The organism is Aminobacter sp. Piv2-1, from assembly GCF_037625995.1.
GTDB lineage: Bacteria > Pseudomonadota > Alphaproteobacteria > Rhizobiales > Rhizobiaceae > Aminobacter.
Window position 1 is genome coordinate 654283 of record NZ_JARKMU010000001.1, and the last position, 15794, is coordinate 670076.

The window sequence follows — 15794 nt, forward strand, 5'->3', positions numbered from 1 at the left end:
TCGGTGTGTGGCGGATTGTCGCATGGCGGGATACGCGTTCCCTCTCCGTGGTCGCCGACCAGTAGTGGCGTTTTGGGAGCCGGGTGGCGACGCCGATCCTTGTCATGAGGATGTCTGGATCATCGCTTCGTCGGGGCGAGGCGCCTTGCCTTTCACCGCGGCCCCGACCAGAACGGCGAACATGCGGCGGACCATCGCCGTCCTTCCCATCTGCGAGGAAATTTCGTTGCGCGCTCAAGGCGAAAAGCTTGGCCAGACGATCGTGCTGCTGCTCATCGCGGGGGCGGGCGCGCTCGCCATCGCCCGCGGCATGACGCTGACCTTCCTTGCGATCCGCCTGCAGCGGGATTTTGGCCTCGGCCCGGCAACCATCGGCATGCTGATCGGCGCCGGTCCGCTTCTCGGGGCCTGCGCCAGCCCGTTTGCCGGAACGCTGTCCGATCGGATCGGCCGCCGCATCGTACTGACGGTCGCGCTGGCTTTCGCTGGCCTCGGCCTGATCGGCCTGGGGCTGGCACAGTCGGTCGCGGCCTTTGCGCTCGCCCACATAGTCTCTTCCGTCGCCGCTGCGGTCTACGAACCGGTGGCGCGTGCGCTGATGAGCGACGCCGCTCCCGAGCGGCTCAGGCTGCGGATGTTCTCGTGGCGCTACCTGGTCATCAATGCCGGCTGGGCGGTGGGGCCGATGATCGGCATCGCCATAGGCGCGAACTCGGCGGCGCCGTTCATCATCGCCGGCGTCGTGCATTTCGCCTTTTCGGCCGCGATTTTTGCCATCGTGCCGGCCGTTCTCTTGGGTAGCGCCGGCGCCAGGGCCGCGTCGCAGCTACCGGGCCTGCGCCGCCTGGGCGCTGCCCTGCGCGACCGCCGGCTGGTCTTCTACCTCGGCGGCGGCATATTGCTGCTCGCCGTCTACGGGCAATGGTCGGTGACGCTGTCGCAATACGTCACCGCCAACCTGGAGGACGGGGTGAAGGTCTTCGCCTGGCTGGTGACCACCAATGCCACGGTCGTGGTGCTGGCCACCGCACCAGCACGGATATTGATCGAGAAGATCGGGCCGATGAAGGCGATGGTCGCGGGCTGCCTGCTGTTCCTTGGCGGCGAGGTCGGCTTTGCCTTCGCCACCAGCGCGACGATGCTGATCGGTTTCATGGTGCTGTTCACCGTGGGCGAGGTGCTGGTCGTTCCGGCCGAATACGTGCTGGTCGACAAGATCGCCAGCGACGACAACCGCGGTGCCTATTTCGGCGCGCATTCGCTGGCCTCCGTCGGCAACTTCCTCGGACCGTTGTTGGGCGGGCTGGCGCTCGGCGCCTTCGGCGGGCAGGGCATGTTCATGCTCTTTGCCGTGCTTGCGGCGGGCAGCGCCGTACTGTTCGCTCTGGGCCATGCCTCGCCGCCGCCCGCAGCGCTGGACGGTCGCGCCGCAGGCCACGGCGGCGAAGTGGCCGAAGGCGCCATGCACCGCATGGGCAGACCGGTTTTCGCCTAGGCCACCGGCGCCTGCTTCGATTTTCGACGGTACGTTGCGCACCGTGCGTGCGCGCGCACTTGCCATCGTCACAACACTTCGTCAGAAACCCTCTCGTCATGCTTATCATCAACGATCTCTCCCTCCGCATTGCCGGACGTCTGCTGCTCGACCATGCATCGCTGACCCTGCCCGCCGGCACGAAGGCGGGTCTCGTCGGCCGCAACGGCACGGGCAAGACCACGCTGTTCAAGGCGATCACAGGCGACTTCAGTTCCGAAAGCGGCAGCATCAGCCTGCCCAAGAACACCCGCATCGGCCAGGTGGCGCAGGAGGCGCCGGGCACCGAGGAGCCACTGATCGACATCGTGCTGAAGGCTGACGTCGAACGCACCGCGCTGCTAGCTGAGGAACAGACGGCCACCGACCCGCATCGCATCGCCGAGATCCACATCCGTCTCGCCGACATCGACGCCCATTCGGCCGAGTCCCGCGCGGCGACGATCCTCGCCGGCCTCGGCTTCGACGATGAGGCGCAGAAGCGGCCCGCTTCGTCCTTTTCGGGCGGCTGGCGCATGCGCGTGGCACTCGCGGCCGTGCTGTTCTCCGAACCCGACCTTCTGCTGCTCGACGAGCCGACCAACTATCTCGATCTCGAAGGCACGCTGTGGCTCGAGAACTACGTGTCGAAATACCCGCACACCGTTCTTTTGATCAGCCACGATCGCGACCTGCTCAACCGCGCCGTCAACTCGATCGTCCATCTCGATCAGAAGAAGATGACCTTCTGGCGCGGCGGCTACGACCAGTTCGAGCGCCAGATCGCCGAGCAGCGCGAGTTGCAGGAGAAGGGCCGAGTCAAGCAGGAGGCGGCACGCAAGCACCTGCAGTCCTTCGTCGACCGTTTCCGCGCCAAGGCCTCCAAGGCGCGCCAGGCGCAGTCGCGCATCAAGGCGCTGGAGAAGATGAAGCCGATCGCGGCGCTGATCGAGGACAATGTCCGCCCGTTCAGCTTCCCCGAACCGGTGAAGACGGTCGCCTCGCCGATCGTCGCGCTCGATCGCGTCAATGTCGGCTACCAGGCCGACAAGCCGATCCTCAAGAAGATGACGCTGCGCATCGACGCCGACGACCGCATCGCATTGCTCGGTGCCAACGGCAATGGCAAGTCGACCTTCGCCAAGCTGCTGGCCGGACGCCTTCAGGCCGAGACGGGATCGGTGACGGTCGCGCCGGGCCTCAAGGTGGCGATCTTCGCCCAGCATCAGCTCGACGATCTGAGGCCGGAGGAGAATGCCTATGAGCATGTGCGCCGGCTGATGCCGGATGCGCCCGAATCGAAGGTGAGGGCGCGTGTTGCCCAGTTCGGCCTGCCCACCGAGAAGATGAACACCGCCGCCAAGGACCTTTCCGGCGGCGAGAAGGCGCGGCTGCTGATGGGGCTTTCCGCCTTTGACGGGCCGAACCTGTTCATCCTCGACGAGCCGACCAACCACCTGGATATCGACAGCCGCGAAGCGCTGATCATGGCGCTCAACGACTTCCCGGGCGCCGTGATCCTGATCAGCCACGACCGCCACCTCCTGGAAGCGACGGCCGACCGGCTGTGGCTGGTCAAGGACGGTTCGGTCAATCCGTATGACGGCGACCTCGAGGACTACAAGACGCTGGTGACCGGCGTGTCCGGCGACCGGCGCGACAAGCGCGAGGCCGACAAGGCCTCCAAGGCGGACAAGCGCCGCGAGGCGGCGGCACGGCGCGCGGCGCTGGAGCCGCTGGCCAAGGAAATCCGCGCCACCGAGGCGCTGATGGACCGCATCCGCAAGCGCATCGACCTCATCGAGGACCAACTGGCCGATCCGAAGCTCTACGAGAAGGACCCGACGACCGCGACCCAGCTCGCCAAGGAGCGCTCGCAGCTTGGCGCCCAGCTTGGCCAGAACGAGGACAAATGGCTGACGATGTCGGCGGAGTACGAGGAAGGGGTCGCGGAGTAAACTGCTGCACCGTTGCGCTGCCCCTCATCCCCCTGCCGGGACCTTCTCCCCGCGAACGGGGAGAAGGGGCAAGCGGCGACGTAGCGGCCAGCCTCCTTCTCCCCGTCCCTATACGGGGAGAAGGTCCCGGCAGGGGGATGAGGGGCAGCGCAACCTCTCGAATTGGCCCTACACGGCAATCCGACATCAGGGTAAAAGGGCGCCATGAACCAGCACGCCAAGATCAGGATCGGTCATTCGGCCTGTCCGCACGACTGCCCGTCGACCTGCGCGCTCGATGTCGAGCTCATCGACGACAAGCGCATCGGCCGCGTCCATGGTTCCAAGGACAATAGCTACACGGCCGGCGTGATCTGCGCCAAGGTCGCGCGCTATGCCGATCGCGTCCATCATCCCGACCGCCTGCTGAAGCCGCTGGTCCGGTCCGGCGCCAAGGGCGAGGGGCAGTGGAAGGAAGCGAGCTGGGAGGCGGCGCTCGACCTGGTGGCGGAGAAGTTCATCGCCGCCGAGGCGAAGTATGGCTCGGAGACCGTCTGGCCCTATTTCTACGCCGGCACGATGGGGCTGGTGCAGCGCGACGGCATCGAGCGGCTGCGCCACGCCAAGAAATATTCCGGCTTCTTCGGCTCGATCTGCACCAACCTCGCCTGGACCGGCTATGTCATGGGTACGGGCGCGCTGCGCGGTTCCGATCCGCGCGAGATCGGCAAGTCCGACTGCGTCGTGATCTGGGGCACCAATGCGGTGGTCACCCAAGTCAACGTCATGACCCACGCGGTGAAAGCCCGCAAGGAACGCGGCAGCAAGATCGTCGTCATCGACATCTATGAGACCGCGACGATGAAGCAGGCCGACATGGCGCTGGTGCTGAAGCCCGGCACCGACGGGGCGCTCGCCTGCGCGGTGATGCACGTGCTGTTCAAGGAAGGGTTTGCCGACCGGCCCTATCTGGAGAAATACACCGACGATCCGAAGGGGCTGGAAGCGCATCTGCGCGACAAGACGCCCGAATGGGCGGCTCAGATCACCGGCCTGTCGGTCGAGGAGATCGAGGCCTTCGCCCGGCTCGTCGGCACGACCAAGAAGACGTTCTTCCGCCTCGGCTACGGCTTTTCGCGCCAGCGCAACGGCTCGGTCAACATGCATGCGGCGCTGTGCATCCCTGCGGTCACAGGCGCCTGGCAATATGAGGGTGGCGGCGCCTTCCATTCCAATTCGGGCATCTACAAGCTCAACGGCGAGCTTCTGGAGGGCACGAAGTTCCGCGATCCCAACATCCGCTATCTCGACCACTCGCGCATCGGTCCGGTGCTGACCAACGCCGAGGACGCGCTCTATGGCGGTCCGCCGGTGACGGCGCTGCTGGTCCAGAACACCAATCCGGCGAACGTCGCGCCCGAGCAGCGGCTGGTGGTGAAGGGCTTCATGCGCGACGACCTGTTCGCTTGTGTGCACGAGCAGTTCATGACCGATACGGCCAAGCTCGCCGACGTGGTGCTGCCGGCGACGATGTTCCTCGAGCATGACGACGTCTACAAGGGCGGCGGCAACCAGCACATCACGCTGGGACCGAAGCTGATCGATCCGCCGGAGGGGCCGCGCACCAACCACTATGTCATCGAGGAACTGGCAAAGCGGTTGGGTGTCTCGCACATGCCGGGCTTCGGCCTGACCGAGCGCCAGCATATCGACCACATGCTGGAGAAGCGCGGCCTCGGCAATTTCGACAGCCTGCAGGAGAGCCGCTGGGTCGACATGCAGCCGGCGTTCGAGGATGCGCATTTCCTCAAGGGCTTCGGCCATCCCGACGGCAAGTTCCGATTCAAGCCGCAGTGGAACGGCGGTACTGCCCCCAACAAGCCGCCGAAGAGCATGGGCATCTTCGGACCCTACCAGCAGCTGCCCGAATTCCCCGACCATGTCGACCTGATCGAGGTGGCGGACGCCGAGCATCCGTTCCGGCTGGCGACCTCGCCGGCGCGCAACTTCCTCAACTCGACCTTCGCCGAGACGCCGGTGTCGCGCGAGAAGGAGGGGCGGCCCGAGCTGCTGATCCATCCCGACGACGCCGCGGCCATGGGCGTCGCCACGGGCGACCGCGTCGAGCTCGGCAACAAGCGCGGCGAAGTGGTGCTGCACGCAAGGCTGTTCGACAAGATCAAGCGCGGCGTGGTCATCGCCGAGGGCATCTGGCCGAACTCGGATCACGAGCGCGGCGAGGGCATCAACGTGCTGACCGGCGCCGATGCGCCCGCGCCCTATGGCGGTGCTGCCGTTCACGACAACAAGGTTTGGGTGCGCGCGGCCGCATAGGCACGGCGCCAGAGGGAAGCGACATATGAGCGGCGACCATCAGCATGTCGACATGGAAAGCACGCCGGTGCCGCGGCTCTGGATCGCCCTCGGCCTGGCCGGCTCCTTCATGGTCGCCGAGGTCGTCGGAGGCGTGCTCACCGGCAGCCTGGCGCTGATCTCCGACGCCGCGCACATGCTGACCGACGCCATGGCGCTGGCGATCGCGCTGCTGGCGATCCGTGTCGGGCGCCGCCCGGCCGACATCCTGCGCACCTACGGCTACGCCCGTTTCGAGATCCTGGCCGCGGCGTTCAACGCGCTGCTGCTGCTCGGCGTCGCCTTCTACATCCTCTACGAAGCCTACAAGCGCTTGTACGAGCCGGCCGAGATCGCCTCGCTCGGCATGCTGGCGATTGCCGTAGTCGGCCTGATGGTCAACCTCGTGGCGATGCGCATCCTCACCGGGCACAAGGACAAGAGCCTCAACGTCAAGGGCGCCTATCTGGAGGTCTGGGCCGACATGCTCGGCTCGATCGGCGTCATCGCCGGCGCCGGGCTGATCTGGCTCACGGGCTGGGAGTGGGTCGATTCCGTGGTCGCCGTCGGCATCGGCTTCATGGTCTTCCCGCGCACCTGGGTCCTGCTCAAGGAATGCGTAAACATCCTGCTCGAGGGTGTTCCCCCCGGGATGAGCCTGGCCGAGGTCGAACAGACCATCGTTGCCGTGCCAGGGGTCGCGTCGGTGCACGACCTGCACCTCTGGGCGATCACCCAGAGCAAGGCCTCGCTCAGCGCCCATGCCGTGCTGGCCGAGGGCGCCGACGCCGAGACGGTGCGCCGGGCGATCGAAGCGCAGCTGCAGCAGAAGTTCGACCTGCACCACACGACGCTGCAATTGGAACGCGAGAACTGCGCGCCGATGGAAACCATCCACTGAGCGGCCTTTGCGACATCCTGTCTCGCCGGCATTTTTCCTCTTTAACCTCTAGCGGCTGGAGGAATTAGTCTTCCGACAGCTTTGGGAAAGGCCCGAAGCGGCTGCTGTTGAGGAGGCAATCCGATGGGATGGCACGGCAAGTCCGGGCATCGCGACAATCACGGCCGAACCAGGCGCCATGGCACGGGCGACGGGCATGGCGCACGTGACGGCTTGCTTGGCGCGCTCGGCATCGACAAGACCCGCATGACGTCGGAACCGGGCCACAAGCCGGAACGGGAAAAGCCGGCGAAAGTCGAATGGGGCAGGGCCGACCCTCGGCGACATGCATCCCATGACGAGCAGCGCGCCGTGACCAGAATGCCGAGAATGGGCACCGCCATGGTGCTGGTGATGCTGGCCGTGTGGACGCTGCTTGCCTGGGCGGGATACAGCCTCGTCGACGGGCTGGGGGCCTGGCTGGCGGGCAATGCGGGCGCCGTCATCCAGGGTGGCAAGGACGCCGCCGCCGCCGGCGGATTGGACCAGAACGTCGTCGGCATGCTCAACGTCGATCAGGCGTCGAGTTTCGTCGCGCAGGTCGCAGCGCTCGCCCAGATTATCGCCAAGCCGTTGATCGTCCTGGCCTGGTTCCTGGGCGCCCTGGCCATAATTGCCATGCCGATGGTGCTGAGGCTGCTTGCCGGCAGGTTCGGCGGCCACCGGCGCTAGCCGACATCCTTCGGCCTGAGCATATGTGTCAGGGTCGCGCTGCCGGGGCCAAGCGAATCCCAGCCACCGGACAATTCGAGCCGGGCAAGCGCGCCGGTCGGGAATTTTTCCCTGACCAGCCGCAGGGCGGTTTCGGCCGAGTCAGGGCCGGCGAGCATGCGGACGAAGGATTCGAGGCCTGGATTGTGGCCGAGAACCAGGAGCGTGCCGACGCTGTGCGGTACAGACTGGACCTCGGCCAGGATTTCGGCGGCGGAGGCCTCGTAGAGTTCCTGCGGATAGGTAACCGGCGGCAGCGGCTGCGGCCAGGATGCGGTGGCCAGCCGCCAGGTCTCGCGGGTGCGCAGGGAAGGGGAGACGAGGGCGAACTCAGGCAGCCAGCCGCGCCTTGCGATCTCCGCGCCCATCAATGGCGCCGTCTTTGCGCCGCGCGGCGCCAGCGGCCGGTCGAAATCGGCGAGCGAGGCATCGTCCCAGCTCGACTTCGCATGGCGCAGGACAAGCAGTTGCCGTTTCCCCGCCATGCCTGCCTCCACTACGGCGTGATGCGCGCCAGCTGTTCCAGGTCGACCTCGTCGCGCGCCGGCGTCGGCGCTGCGATGTGGTCCTGGCTGGTGGCGTCGGTGAAGCCCGAGAAGGCGGAACGGCTGCCTTCCATGCGGACCTTGCCTTCGGCGAACAGCTTGAGCGCCAGCGGATAGAGCCGGTGCTCGGCCTTGAGCACGCGCGCCGAAAGCGTGGCCTCGTCGTCGTCGATCAGCACCGGCACCGCCGCCTGGGCGATGATCGGGCCGTCGTCCATGGCGGGCGTGACGAAATGCACGGTGCAGCCATGCACGCGGATGCCGGCATCCAGCGCACGCTGGTGGGTGTCGAGGCCCCTGAAGGAGGGCAGCAGCGCGGGATGGATGTTGATCATCCGGCCCTGCCACCTCTCGACGAAACCCGTCGTCAGCAGCCGCATGTAGCCGGCAAGCGCCACGATCTCGGCGCCGAAGGTGGCGAGTGCCGAGTCGATGGCGGCGTCATGCGCATCCTTGCTGGCATGGTCGGCGCGGGTCACGACCTTGGTCGCGATGCCGCGGCTGGCGGCAATGCCGAGGCCCTTGGCGTCGGCCTGGTCGGAGATGACGCCGACGATCTCGGCCGGGAAGGCCGGATCGGCGGCTGCGTCGATGAGCGCGGCCATGTTGGAGCCGCGGCCGGAAATGAGGATGACGGTGCGCTTGCGGTGCATGCTCATAGCGCCAGCGACCCGCGATAGATGACACCGGTGTCGCGGCGCGGCACGATGCGGCCGATGGGCGCGACCGTCTCGCCGGCTTCCTGCAGGACGGCGGCGACCTGCGCGGCCTGGCCGGCGGCGACGACCGCGATCATGCCGATGCCGCAGTTGAAGGTGCGCATCATTTCCTCCGGCGCGACCCCGCCGGTCTTGGCAAGCCAGGAGAAGACCGCGGGCACTTCGATGGCCGACAGGTCCAGCTCGGCCGAGAATTCCTTGGGCAGCACCCTGGGGATGTTTTCGGGGAAGCCGCCGCCGGTGATGTGGGCGAGCGCCTTGATGCCATGGGTTTCGCGAACCGCCTTGAGCAGCGACTTGACGTAGATGCGGGTCGGCTCGAGCAGGGCTTCCGCCAGCGCCGGACCGTCGGCGAAGGGCGCGCGGTCGGCCCAGCCGAGGCCGGACTTTTCGACGATGCGGCGGACGAGCGAGTAGCCGTTGGAATGGACGCCGGACGAGGCGAGCCCGAGCAGCACGTCGCCCTCGACGACGTCGTCGGTGGGCAGCAGCTGTCCGCGCTCGGCGGCGCCGACTGCAAAGCCGGCGAGGTCGTAGTCGTTGCCATGGTACATGCCCGGCATCTCGGCGGTCTCGCCGCCGATCAGCGCGCAGCCGGCCTGCCGGCAGCCCTCGGCGATGCCGGAGACGATGTCGGCACCCTGGTTGGGATCGAGCTTGCCGGTGGCGAAGTAGTCGAGGAACAGCAGCGGCTCGGCGCCCTGGACGACGATGTCGTTGACGCACATGGCGACTAGGTCGATGCCGATGGTGTCGTGCTTGCCCGCGTCGATGGCGATCTTGAGCTTGGTGCCGACGCCGTCGTTGGCCGCGACCAGGATCGGGTCGATGAAGCCGGCGGCCCTGAGGTCGAACAGCCCGCCGAAGCCGCCGATCTCGCTGTCGGCACCCGGCCGGCGCGTCGAGCGCACCAGCGGCTTGATCTTTTCGACCATCAGGTTGCCCGCGTCGATGTCGACGCCCGCCTGCGCGTAGGTGAGACCGTTCTTGCCTTCGCTCATCGTCAAATCCTGGTGCCGTGCGCCTTTTGCGCGCTATTCGCATGAACGGACCCTTCCCGCAAGCGACAGTGGCCATATGCGACGGCTGGCGGCGGCCAAAGCCGTGGACAGCCTCGCCGTGCGCCTTGTCCCTTGCGGCGATCGGAAGTCTCTCCCATGTTTCGCTGAAACACAAAGGCGGGATGAAGCAGTGACTGTTCCGAACCTGATCACGATAGGCAGGCTGGTGCTCGTGCCCTGCGTGATCTACGCCATGCTGACGGGGAGCTGGGATTGGGCCTTCGCCGGCTTCGTCGTCGCCGGCGTGTCCGATGCCGTCGACGGCTTCATCGCCCGCCACTTCAACCAGTATTCCAAGCTCGGCGCCTATCTCGACCCGATGGCCGACAAGCTGCTGCTGGTCAGCGTCTTCGTCGTTCTCGGCATCATGGGCCACCTGCCGCTGTGGCTGGTCGTGCTGGCCGTCTCGCGCGACGCGCTGATCGTCTGCGCGGTGCTCTTGTCGACGGTCATGGGCAATCCGGTGGTGGTGAAACCGTTGATGGTTTCCAAGATCAACACCGCCGTCCAGATCGTGCTTGCGGCGCTGGTGCTGGCCGAATTGTCGTTTGGTTTCGGCTTCGGCCCGCTTCGCCCGGCGTTGATAACGGTCTCTGGCCTCTTGACCGTCGCTTCGGCGGCGGCCTATCTCGTTGCCTGGCTGAGACATATGAGCGGCTATGGCGAAGGCGAAACTCCCGATCGATAACGAGGCGCTGGAAGCCGCCGCCGCGGCGGCCTTCCGCAAACAGATCCGCTTTTGGCTGATATCGGCCGTTCTGTTTGTCGGTTTCCTCTATTTGTTCAGCAACATCCTGCTGCCCTTCGTGGCCGGCATGGCGCTCGCCTATTTCCTCGACCCGGTGGCCGACCGCCTGCAGCGGCTCGGCCTGTCGCGCCTGATGGCGACGGTGGTCATCCTCGTCTGTTTCCTGGTCTTCCTCGTTCTGGCGCTGGTGATCATCGTTCCGGTGCTGGCGTCGCAAATGGCCGATTTCGCCGCCAAGGTGCCGGGCTATATCGAGAAGCTCCAGCAGTTGGTGACCAACTTCAATCCCGAGTGGCTCGAGCAGCGCTTCGGCGTCGACGCGGCCGGGTTGCGCGAGGGGCTCAATTCGCTGCTCACGACCGGCTTCGGGTTCCTGACCACCATCTTCCAGTCGATCTGGAGTTCGGGCGTGGCGCTGTTTTCCATTGCCAGCCTTTTCGTGGTCACGCCGGTCGTGGCATTCTACGTGCTGCTCGACTGGGACCGCATGGTTGCCGTGGTGGACAGCTGGATCCCGCGCGACCACGTCGACACCGTCAGGCAGATCGCCCGCGACATCAACACGGCCGTTGCCGGCTTCGTCCGAGGGCAGGGCACGCTCTGCCTCGTTCTCGGCATCATGTATGCGGTGGGGCTGACGCTGACGGGCTTGAACTTCGGCGTCCTCATCGGCCTGTTCGCAGGCTTGATCAGCTTCATCCCCTATGTCGGTTCGCTGACTGGCCTGGTACTTTCGCTCGGCGTCGCCGTCGTCCAGTTCTGGCCCGACTGGACCATGGTCCTGGCCGTGGCGGCGGTGTTCTTCGTCGGCCAGTTCATCGAAGGCAACATCCTGCAGCCGCGTCTCGTCGGCAAGAGCGTCGGTCTCCACCCGGTCTGGCTGATGTTCGCCCTCGTCGCCTTCGGTGCCATGTTCGGGTTCGTCGGCCTGCTGGTTGCCGTTCCCTCGGCGGCGGCGGTGGCCGTGCTGGTGCGCTTCGCCATCTCGCGCTACCTCGATTCGCCACTCTATCATGGCCATGCGACGCACGCTCCGGCGGCGAAGCCGGGCGACGCCGGCCCGGAAAAATGAACGTGTCGCGCGAGCCTCCAAAACCGCGCCAGCTGCCGCTCGACCTCGGACATCTGCCCGGCCTGTCGCGCGACGACCTCGTGGTCTCGAGCGCCAACCTGCAGGCGGTCGGCATGATCGATCGCTGGCCCGACTGGCCCGCGCCCGTGGTGCTGCTGGCGGGTCCCGCCGGTTCGGGCAAGTCCCATCTTGCTGCCATCTGGCGCGAGCATTCGGACGCGATGCAGCTCGACGCGTCCGATATCGTGGCCCATGTCGGCGCAATCGGCGCATCGCCGGTGCTGATCGACGATGCGGATCAGGGCAGACTCGACCAGGAGGGCCTGTTCCACCTCATCAACGCGATCCGAGGGGCGCACTCGCATCTGCTCATCACCGCGCGCAGCTTTCCTTCGGCCTGGGGCGTGTCGCTGCCCGACCTCGCCTCGCGGCTCAAGGCTGCCGCGACGGTGGAGATCGAGGAGCCGGACGACCTCCTGCTCGCCGGCGTCATCACCAAGCTGTTCGCCGACCGTCAGGTCGATGTCGAGCCGCATGTGGTGCAGTTCCTCGTCCGCCGCATCGAGCGTTCGCTGTCGACCGCGATCCGGGTGGTGGAGAAGCTCGACCGTGCGGCGCTGGAGCACAAGTCGCGCATCACGCGCGCGCTGGCTGCCGAGATGATCGGCGCCCTTGACAGCGGACAGGGCGAACTGGACGTCTGAGCGCGGGGCGCGGGCGTCAGCCCAGCCGCGCATAGGCCGCCTTGGCGGCAAGCAGCACCGCCAGAATGGTTGCGTTGGAGACGAGCCCGACCAGGATCGGCGCTGCCGTGCCCTCGCTGGCGCCCGCGCCGATGCTGTAGGGGATCAGCACGGCCACGAACACGATGCCGAGCGCGATGGGGATCCAGCGGTTGATCTGCCTTGAGGTGTTTGCCGCCGTCAACACGAGGGCGATCAGCAGGCCGATGCGGAACGGATCGACGAGTTGGCTGAGATAGATGTCGAGATACGGCATGGCGGTCGTCCTCCTCGCAGCAGATGTGCAGGTTCCCGGCTAAACTGTCGAGTCGGTGCCCGGCGCTCAGTCGCCGGCATCCGCGGCGCTCGGCAGCGTCACGCTCAAGAGCAGGCGCACCAGGGCGGATTGCTTGGAAACGCCGGATTTGGCGAAGATCGAACGCAGGTGAGAGCGCACGGTTTCGCGTGCGACCCCGAATTCCCGGCTGATCGTGTCGATCGAGCGGCCTGCAGCCAAAGCCGAGGCGATTCGCGCCTCGCTGGGCGTAAGGTCGAACGTCGCCTGCAGGATGCCGGGCGGCGGAGCCACCGGGGCGGCCAGCGGGGTGACCACCAGGATGCTGTGGATTTGACTGAACAGGTCGTGCACGGCGCCCCGCACCGGCAGCAGATGCACGACGCCGGTCGGACGGCCGGTGCCGTCGGCGACCGGGAAAGACTGGGCGATGCCTTGTCTCGCTCCGAATGCCAGAGCCGAGAGCGCCCCGGCCAGCAGGCTGTCGGCCTTGCGGTCGACAATCTGGATGCGTCCGGTCCCGTCCCGGATGGTGCTCGGGATCAGGCCCTCCATGAGGCGGTTGCAGGCGACCATCTGGCCGTTCGCGCCGAGCACCGCGGCGGGCAGTCCGAGCGCTTCGAGCGCGCCTGCGCCGGCCTGTGCCTTGTCGAGGCCGATGCGGGTGCAGACGACTGCTGCGCGAACGATATGCGGGCGCAGGCGGTCGAGGGCCTCGACATGGGCGCGCTCGAAGGGGCCGCGCGCCGTCGACCTTTCGACGCTGAAGGCGAGCAGGTCGCCGGTCGGCAGCGGGATGAGGGTGCCGGCCGCCCAACCCAGGTCGCGAGGATGAAGGAAGTCCCGGTATATGGGCTCGGTCGCCAGTTCGGACACGCTGTAGAGGTCCAGGTCGGTGAGGAAGCCGGGATGGGCAAGCGCCTCGGCGCGCGTCGTGCGCGTGTTGATGGTCACCCAGCCGTCGCGCATGAACTCCTCGAGATCGGCGGCGATCGCTTCCGATCCGACATGGGCGGCGGCACGGCGGGTGAGCGTGAACAGGCAGCCGCCCTTGCCGTCGACGGCCTGGGACAGGTCCGCCAGCAACTCCGGCCATTTTTCAGGAGCGAAGGACGCTTCGTAGATCTGATCGATGAACTGTTCGGACAGATCCGCCAATTTTCGTCGCTCCCCCGAGCTGGTCCGCGTCGAAATCGTCTTGCAACGATGTCGATGCGGTTTGTCGGGCCGGAACATGCGCAAGAATGATCTCTTGCACTCCAATGCCCAGCCGCGCCCCAATAGATCGATAGCACTTGGCTACTTTAGATCAAGATCATCTTTGGACGCATGGAGACGGGTCAGCCGCGCGAGGGCGGCGGAGAACTGGCAAATACTTGGCATATCTTGGATGCGGTGGTCGGAGTGGCAGGATTCGAACCTGCGACCCCCTGATCCCAAATCAGGTGCGCTACCAGGCTGCGCTACACTCCGGACCGATTTGCGCTGCAGTGCGTAGTGACTTCCGATCGACATGGCAAGGGCAAAAAGGAGACGACGGGCTTTCGCCTTGCGGCGGCGGCCAATGCAAAGTAATGACGGCAGCATCTGGAAGTCCGCGCCGCCGGCGTGGACCCGTTAGTGAGGTAGGCATGTCCGCGCGAATCTACAGCCCCGCCAAGACCGCCATGCAGTCTGGCAAGGCCAAGACCGGGAATTGGATACTCGAATTCGACGCCGAGAAGCCGAAGAAGATCGATCCGCTCATGGGATACACCACCTCCGGCGACATGAAGAGCCAGATCCGGCTGACCTTCGAGACCCGCGAGGAGGCGATCGCCTACGCCGAGAAGGAAGGACTGGATTTCCGGGTGCAGGAGCCGAAGGAGTCCAAGCGCCGGCAGATTTCCTATTCCGACAATTTCCGCTATGACCGCAGGACGCCCTGGACCCACTGACGGCCTGCCAAGCACTTGTCGGCCTTCCTGAGGCCGGCCAGCGGTCCCGTAGCTCAGCTGGATAGAGCACCGGCCTTCTAAGCCGATGGTCACAGGTTCGAATCCTGTCGGGATCGCCATTACCTTTCGGCTCGCACCACAGGCGGGCGGCACGCGTAGGCCGCGCAATTGCCGAAGCAAGGGATTGGCACTACCGCCTCGCTTTGACCCTCGGGTGTCTGGGCCGATCCGTGCAGGAGACAAGGCCCCCTGGGCTAGGGTTCATAGCCCAATCTGTCGAAATCGTTCCGATATAGGTCGAGAATCAGGCCGCGCGTTCGGGGCGTCAGGTACTCGTCCACGGTGCGCCGCACAGAGGCGTTGCGACGCGACATTGTCGGGCGACCCGGCAGGGCCAGTTCGGTCCAAATCGCCTCGATGTCTGCTTCCAGAGATTCGTACCGGAGAATTCGATCGACAATTATCGCTCCTCCGCCGTCGACCAGGAAATCGATCTGGCGTAGGCGTCTCCCGGCGGGCTTTCCCGCCAGGTATTTGAGGTATTGTTCGAAGTTCATTTCTTTTACCAACTTATGTTGGTGATGCTCATCATGCTGGTTGATGAACTGGTAGTACGAAATGGCTCGGTCATACGGGTGTCTGACGACAGCAAACGATGTCAGTTTGGAATAGCAATCCTCTCCAAGCTTGCGGCGGGCCCATTCCGCCGTCGCATGCTGCGGCGGGTTAAAGAACGTTTGATTTTCTCGGACGGGCAATTTGGAAAGTACGCGGCGCAAGAGGGTCCGCTTCGGACGATTTGAGTAAGGACGAAATGTATCCTTAACTGACAAACCCGCCGTCTTTGGTATGTGAACGAACAAGAAATTGAATTGATTGGAGATCAGCACGCATCGGCCCCGCCAGTCCTAGAGCGTCGATCTACCACTACGTTCTCATCCGAGCAATCACGCGCAATTTTGGCGAGGTAGGGCGGGTCAGCCAGTTCGTGGGGCAAGACGGCAATGCTGTCGACACCATTCGACACGGCTGCTCGTTCCACCCTGAGCTCACGGCGTCGGCTGAAGGCTGGTTCAGGCCCGCACAGGATGAGCATCGTCGATGCAACTAGCTCTCCCGTCAGGCGTTGGACGAGCGGAGACCGTCATGAGCGAGTTCGATCCCATCGCCCCCACTCGTCCTCGCTTGCGATCGCGATGATGCTCACGGCGTCGCTTCACTAGACCAGCTAGGTCCGGAAGA

At 65.7% G+C, this 15794-nt stretch carries 15 protein-coding genes and 2 tRNA genes; 10 read left to right on the forward strand and 7 right to left on the reverse strand.

Translation table 11 applies throughout. The features are described 5' to 3' along the window. Nucleotides 1-226 precede the first annotated feature (226 nt). The 5 genes from AmiPiv_RS03155 (at nt 227) to AmiPiv_RS03175 (ending at nt 7414) form a co-directional block, all read left to right on the forward strand. Complete coding sequence (locus AmiPiv_RS03155; protein ID WP_340035784.1) at nt 227-1495, forward strand: MFS transporter; 1269 nt, start codon at nt 227-229, stop codon at nt 1493-1495. Between the two features lie 98 nt (nt 1496-1593). Beyond that, the gene (locus AmiPiv_RS03160; RefSeq protein ID WP_340035785.1) at nt 1594-3471 is read left to right on the forward strand and encodes an ABC-F family ATP-binding cassette domain-containing protein; all 1878 of its coding nucleotides are present in this window, start codon (nt 1594-1596) and stop codon (nt 3469-3471) included. 204 nt (nt 3472-3675) lie between these two features. Then, nucleotides 3676-5784: a molybdopterin-containing oxidoreductase family protein gene (locus AmiPiv_RS03165; protein ID WP_340035786.1), complete on the forward strand. Its 2109-nt coding sequence runs from the start codon at nt 3676-3678 to the stop codon at nt 5782-5784. 25 nt (nt 5785-5809) lie between these two features. Further along, the gene (locus tag AmiPiv_RS03170; RefSeq protein ID WP_340035787.1) at nt 5810-6703 is read left to right on the forward strand and encodes a cation diffusion facilitator family transporter; all 894 of its coding nucleotides are present in this window, start codon (nt 5810-5812) and stop codon (nt 6701-6703) included. Nucleotides 6704-6826: 123 nt separating this feature from the next. Continuing rightward, complete coding sequence (locus tag AmiPiv_RS03175; protein ID WP_340035788.1) at nt 6827-7414, forward strand: hypothetical protein; 588 nt, start codon at nt 6827-6829, stop codon at nt 7412-7414. Here the strand turns inward: AmiPiv_RS03175 and AmiPiv_RS03180 are convergent. From AmiPiv_RS03180 to purM, 3 genes are read right to left on the reverse strand one after another with little or no spacing between them, the layout of a single operon-like run. After that, nucleotides 7411-7938, reverse strand: coding sequence for a SixA phosphatase family protein (locus AmiPiv_RS03180; RefSeq protein WP_340035789.1), 528 nt, complete (start codon nt 7936-7938; stop codon nt 7411-7413). The genes AmiPiv_RS03175 and AmiPiv_RS03180 overlap by 4 nt on opposite strands. Nucleotides 7939-7949: 11 nt before the next feature. Then, nucleotides 7950-8657, reverse strand: coding sequence for a phosphoribosylglycinamide formyltransferase (gene purN, locus AmiPiv_RS03185; protein WP_340035790.1), 708 nt, complete (start codon nt 8655-8657; stop codon nt 7950-7952). After that, a complete protein-coding gene (gene purM, locus AmiPiv_RS03190) occupies nt 8654-9718 on the reverse strand; it encodes a phosphoribosylformylglycinamidine cyclo-ligase (protein ID WP_340035791.1) in 1065 nt (354 codons plus the stop codon). Before purM ends, purN begins: the two co-directional genes overlap by 4 nt. 190 nt (nt 9719-9908) lie before the next feature. On the opposite strand from purM, the gene AmiPiv_RS03195 reads away from it, so the two are divergent. The 3 genes from AmiPiv_RS03195 to hdaA are packed head-to-tail and all read left to right on the forward strand — an operon-like array spanning nt 9909 to nt 12302. Then, entirely contained in the window at nt 9909-10466 is a 558-nt protein-coding gene (locus tag AmiPiv_RS03195) for a CDP-alcohol phosphatidyltransferase family protein (RefSeq protein WP_340035792.1), read from the forward strand. Further along, on the forward strand, nt 10438-11598 hold the full coding sequence (locus AmiPiv_RS03200) for an AI-2E family transporter (protein WP_340035793.1): 1161 nt from the start codon (nt 10438-10440) through the stop codon (nt 11596-11598). The genes AmiPiv_RS03195 and AmiPiv_RS03200 overlap by 29 nt, the downstream gene beginning before the upstream one ends. Then, a complete protein-coding gene (gene hdaA, locus AmiPiv_RS03205; RefSeq protein WP_340035794.1) occupies nt 11595-12302 on the forward strand; it encodes a DnaA regulatory inactivator HdaA in 708 nt (235 codons plus the stop codon). The genes AmiPiv_RS03200 and hdaA overlap by 4 nt, the downstream gene beginning before the upstream one ends. Before the next feature lie 16 nt (nt 12303-12318). Here hdaA and AmiPiv_RS03210 read toward each other — a convergent pair whose 3' ends face one another. The 3 genes from AmiPiv_RS03210 to AmiPiv_RS03220 all read right to left on the reverse strand — a co-directional run bounded on the left by AmiPiv_RS03210 (nt 12319) and on the right by AmiPiv_RS03220 (nt 14088). Then, nucleotides 12319-12597, reverse strand: a complete 279-nt coding sequence (locus tag AmiPiv_RS03210) for a hypothetical protein (RefSeq protein WP_340035795.1) — start codon at nt 12595-12597, stop codon at nt 12319-12321. Nucleotides 12598-12663: 66 nt separating this feature from the next. Further along, a complete protein-coding gene (locus AmiPiv_RS03215; RefSeq protein WP_340035796.1) occupies nt 12664-13773 on the reverse strand; it encodes a helix-turn-helix transcriptional regulator in 1110 nt (369 codons plus the stop codon). A gap of 238 nt (nt 13774-14011) precedes the next feature. Then, a tRNA-Pro gene (locus AmiPiv_RS03220) sits at nt 14012-14088 on the reverse strand. A gap of 158 nt (nt 14089-14246) precedes the next feature. On the opposite strand from AmiPiv_RS03220, the gene AmiPiv_RS03225 reads away from it, so the two are divergent. Beyond that, nucleotides 14247-14552: an ETC complex I subunit gene (locus AmiPiv_RS03225; RefSeq protein ID WP_340035797.1), complete on the forward strand. Its 306-nt coding sequence runs from the start codon at nt 14247-14249 to the stop codon at nt 14550-14552. 42 nt (nt 14553-14594) lie between these two features. Beyond that, nucleotides 14595-14671, forward strand: a tRNA-Arg gene (locus tag AmiPiv_RS03230). A 135-nt stretch (nt 14672-14806) separates the two neighbouring features. Here the strand turns inward: AmiPiv_RS03230 and AmiPiv_RS03235 are convergent. Next, the gene (locus tag AmiPiv_RS03235) at nt 14807-15442 is read right to left on the reverse strand and encodes a sulfotransferase family 2 domain-containing protein (RefSeq protein ID WP_340035798.1); all 636 of its coding nucleotides are present in this window, start codon (nt 15440-15442) and stop codon (nt 14807-14809) included. Nucleotides 15443-15794: the final 352 nt, after the last annotated feature.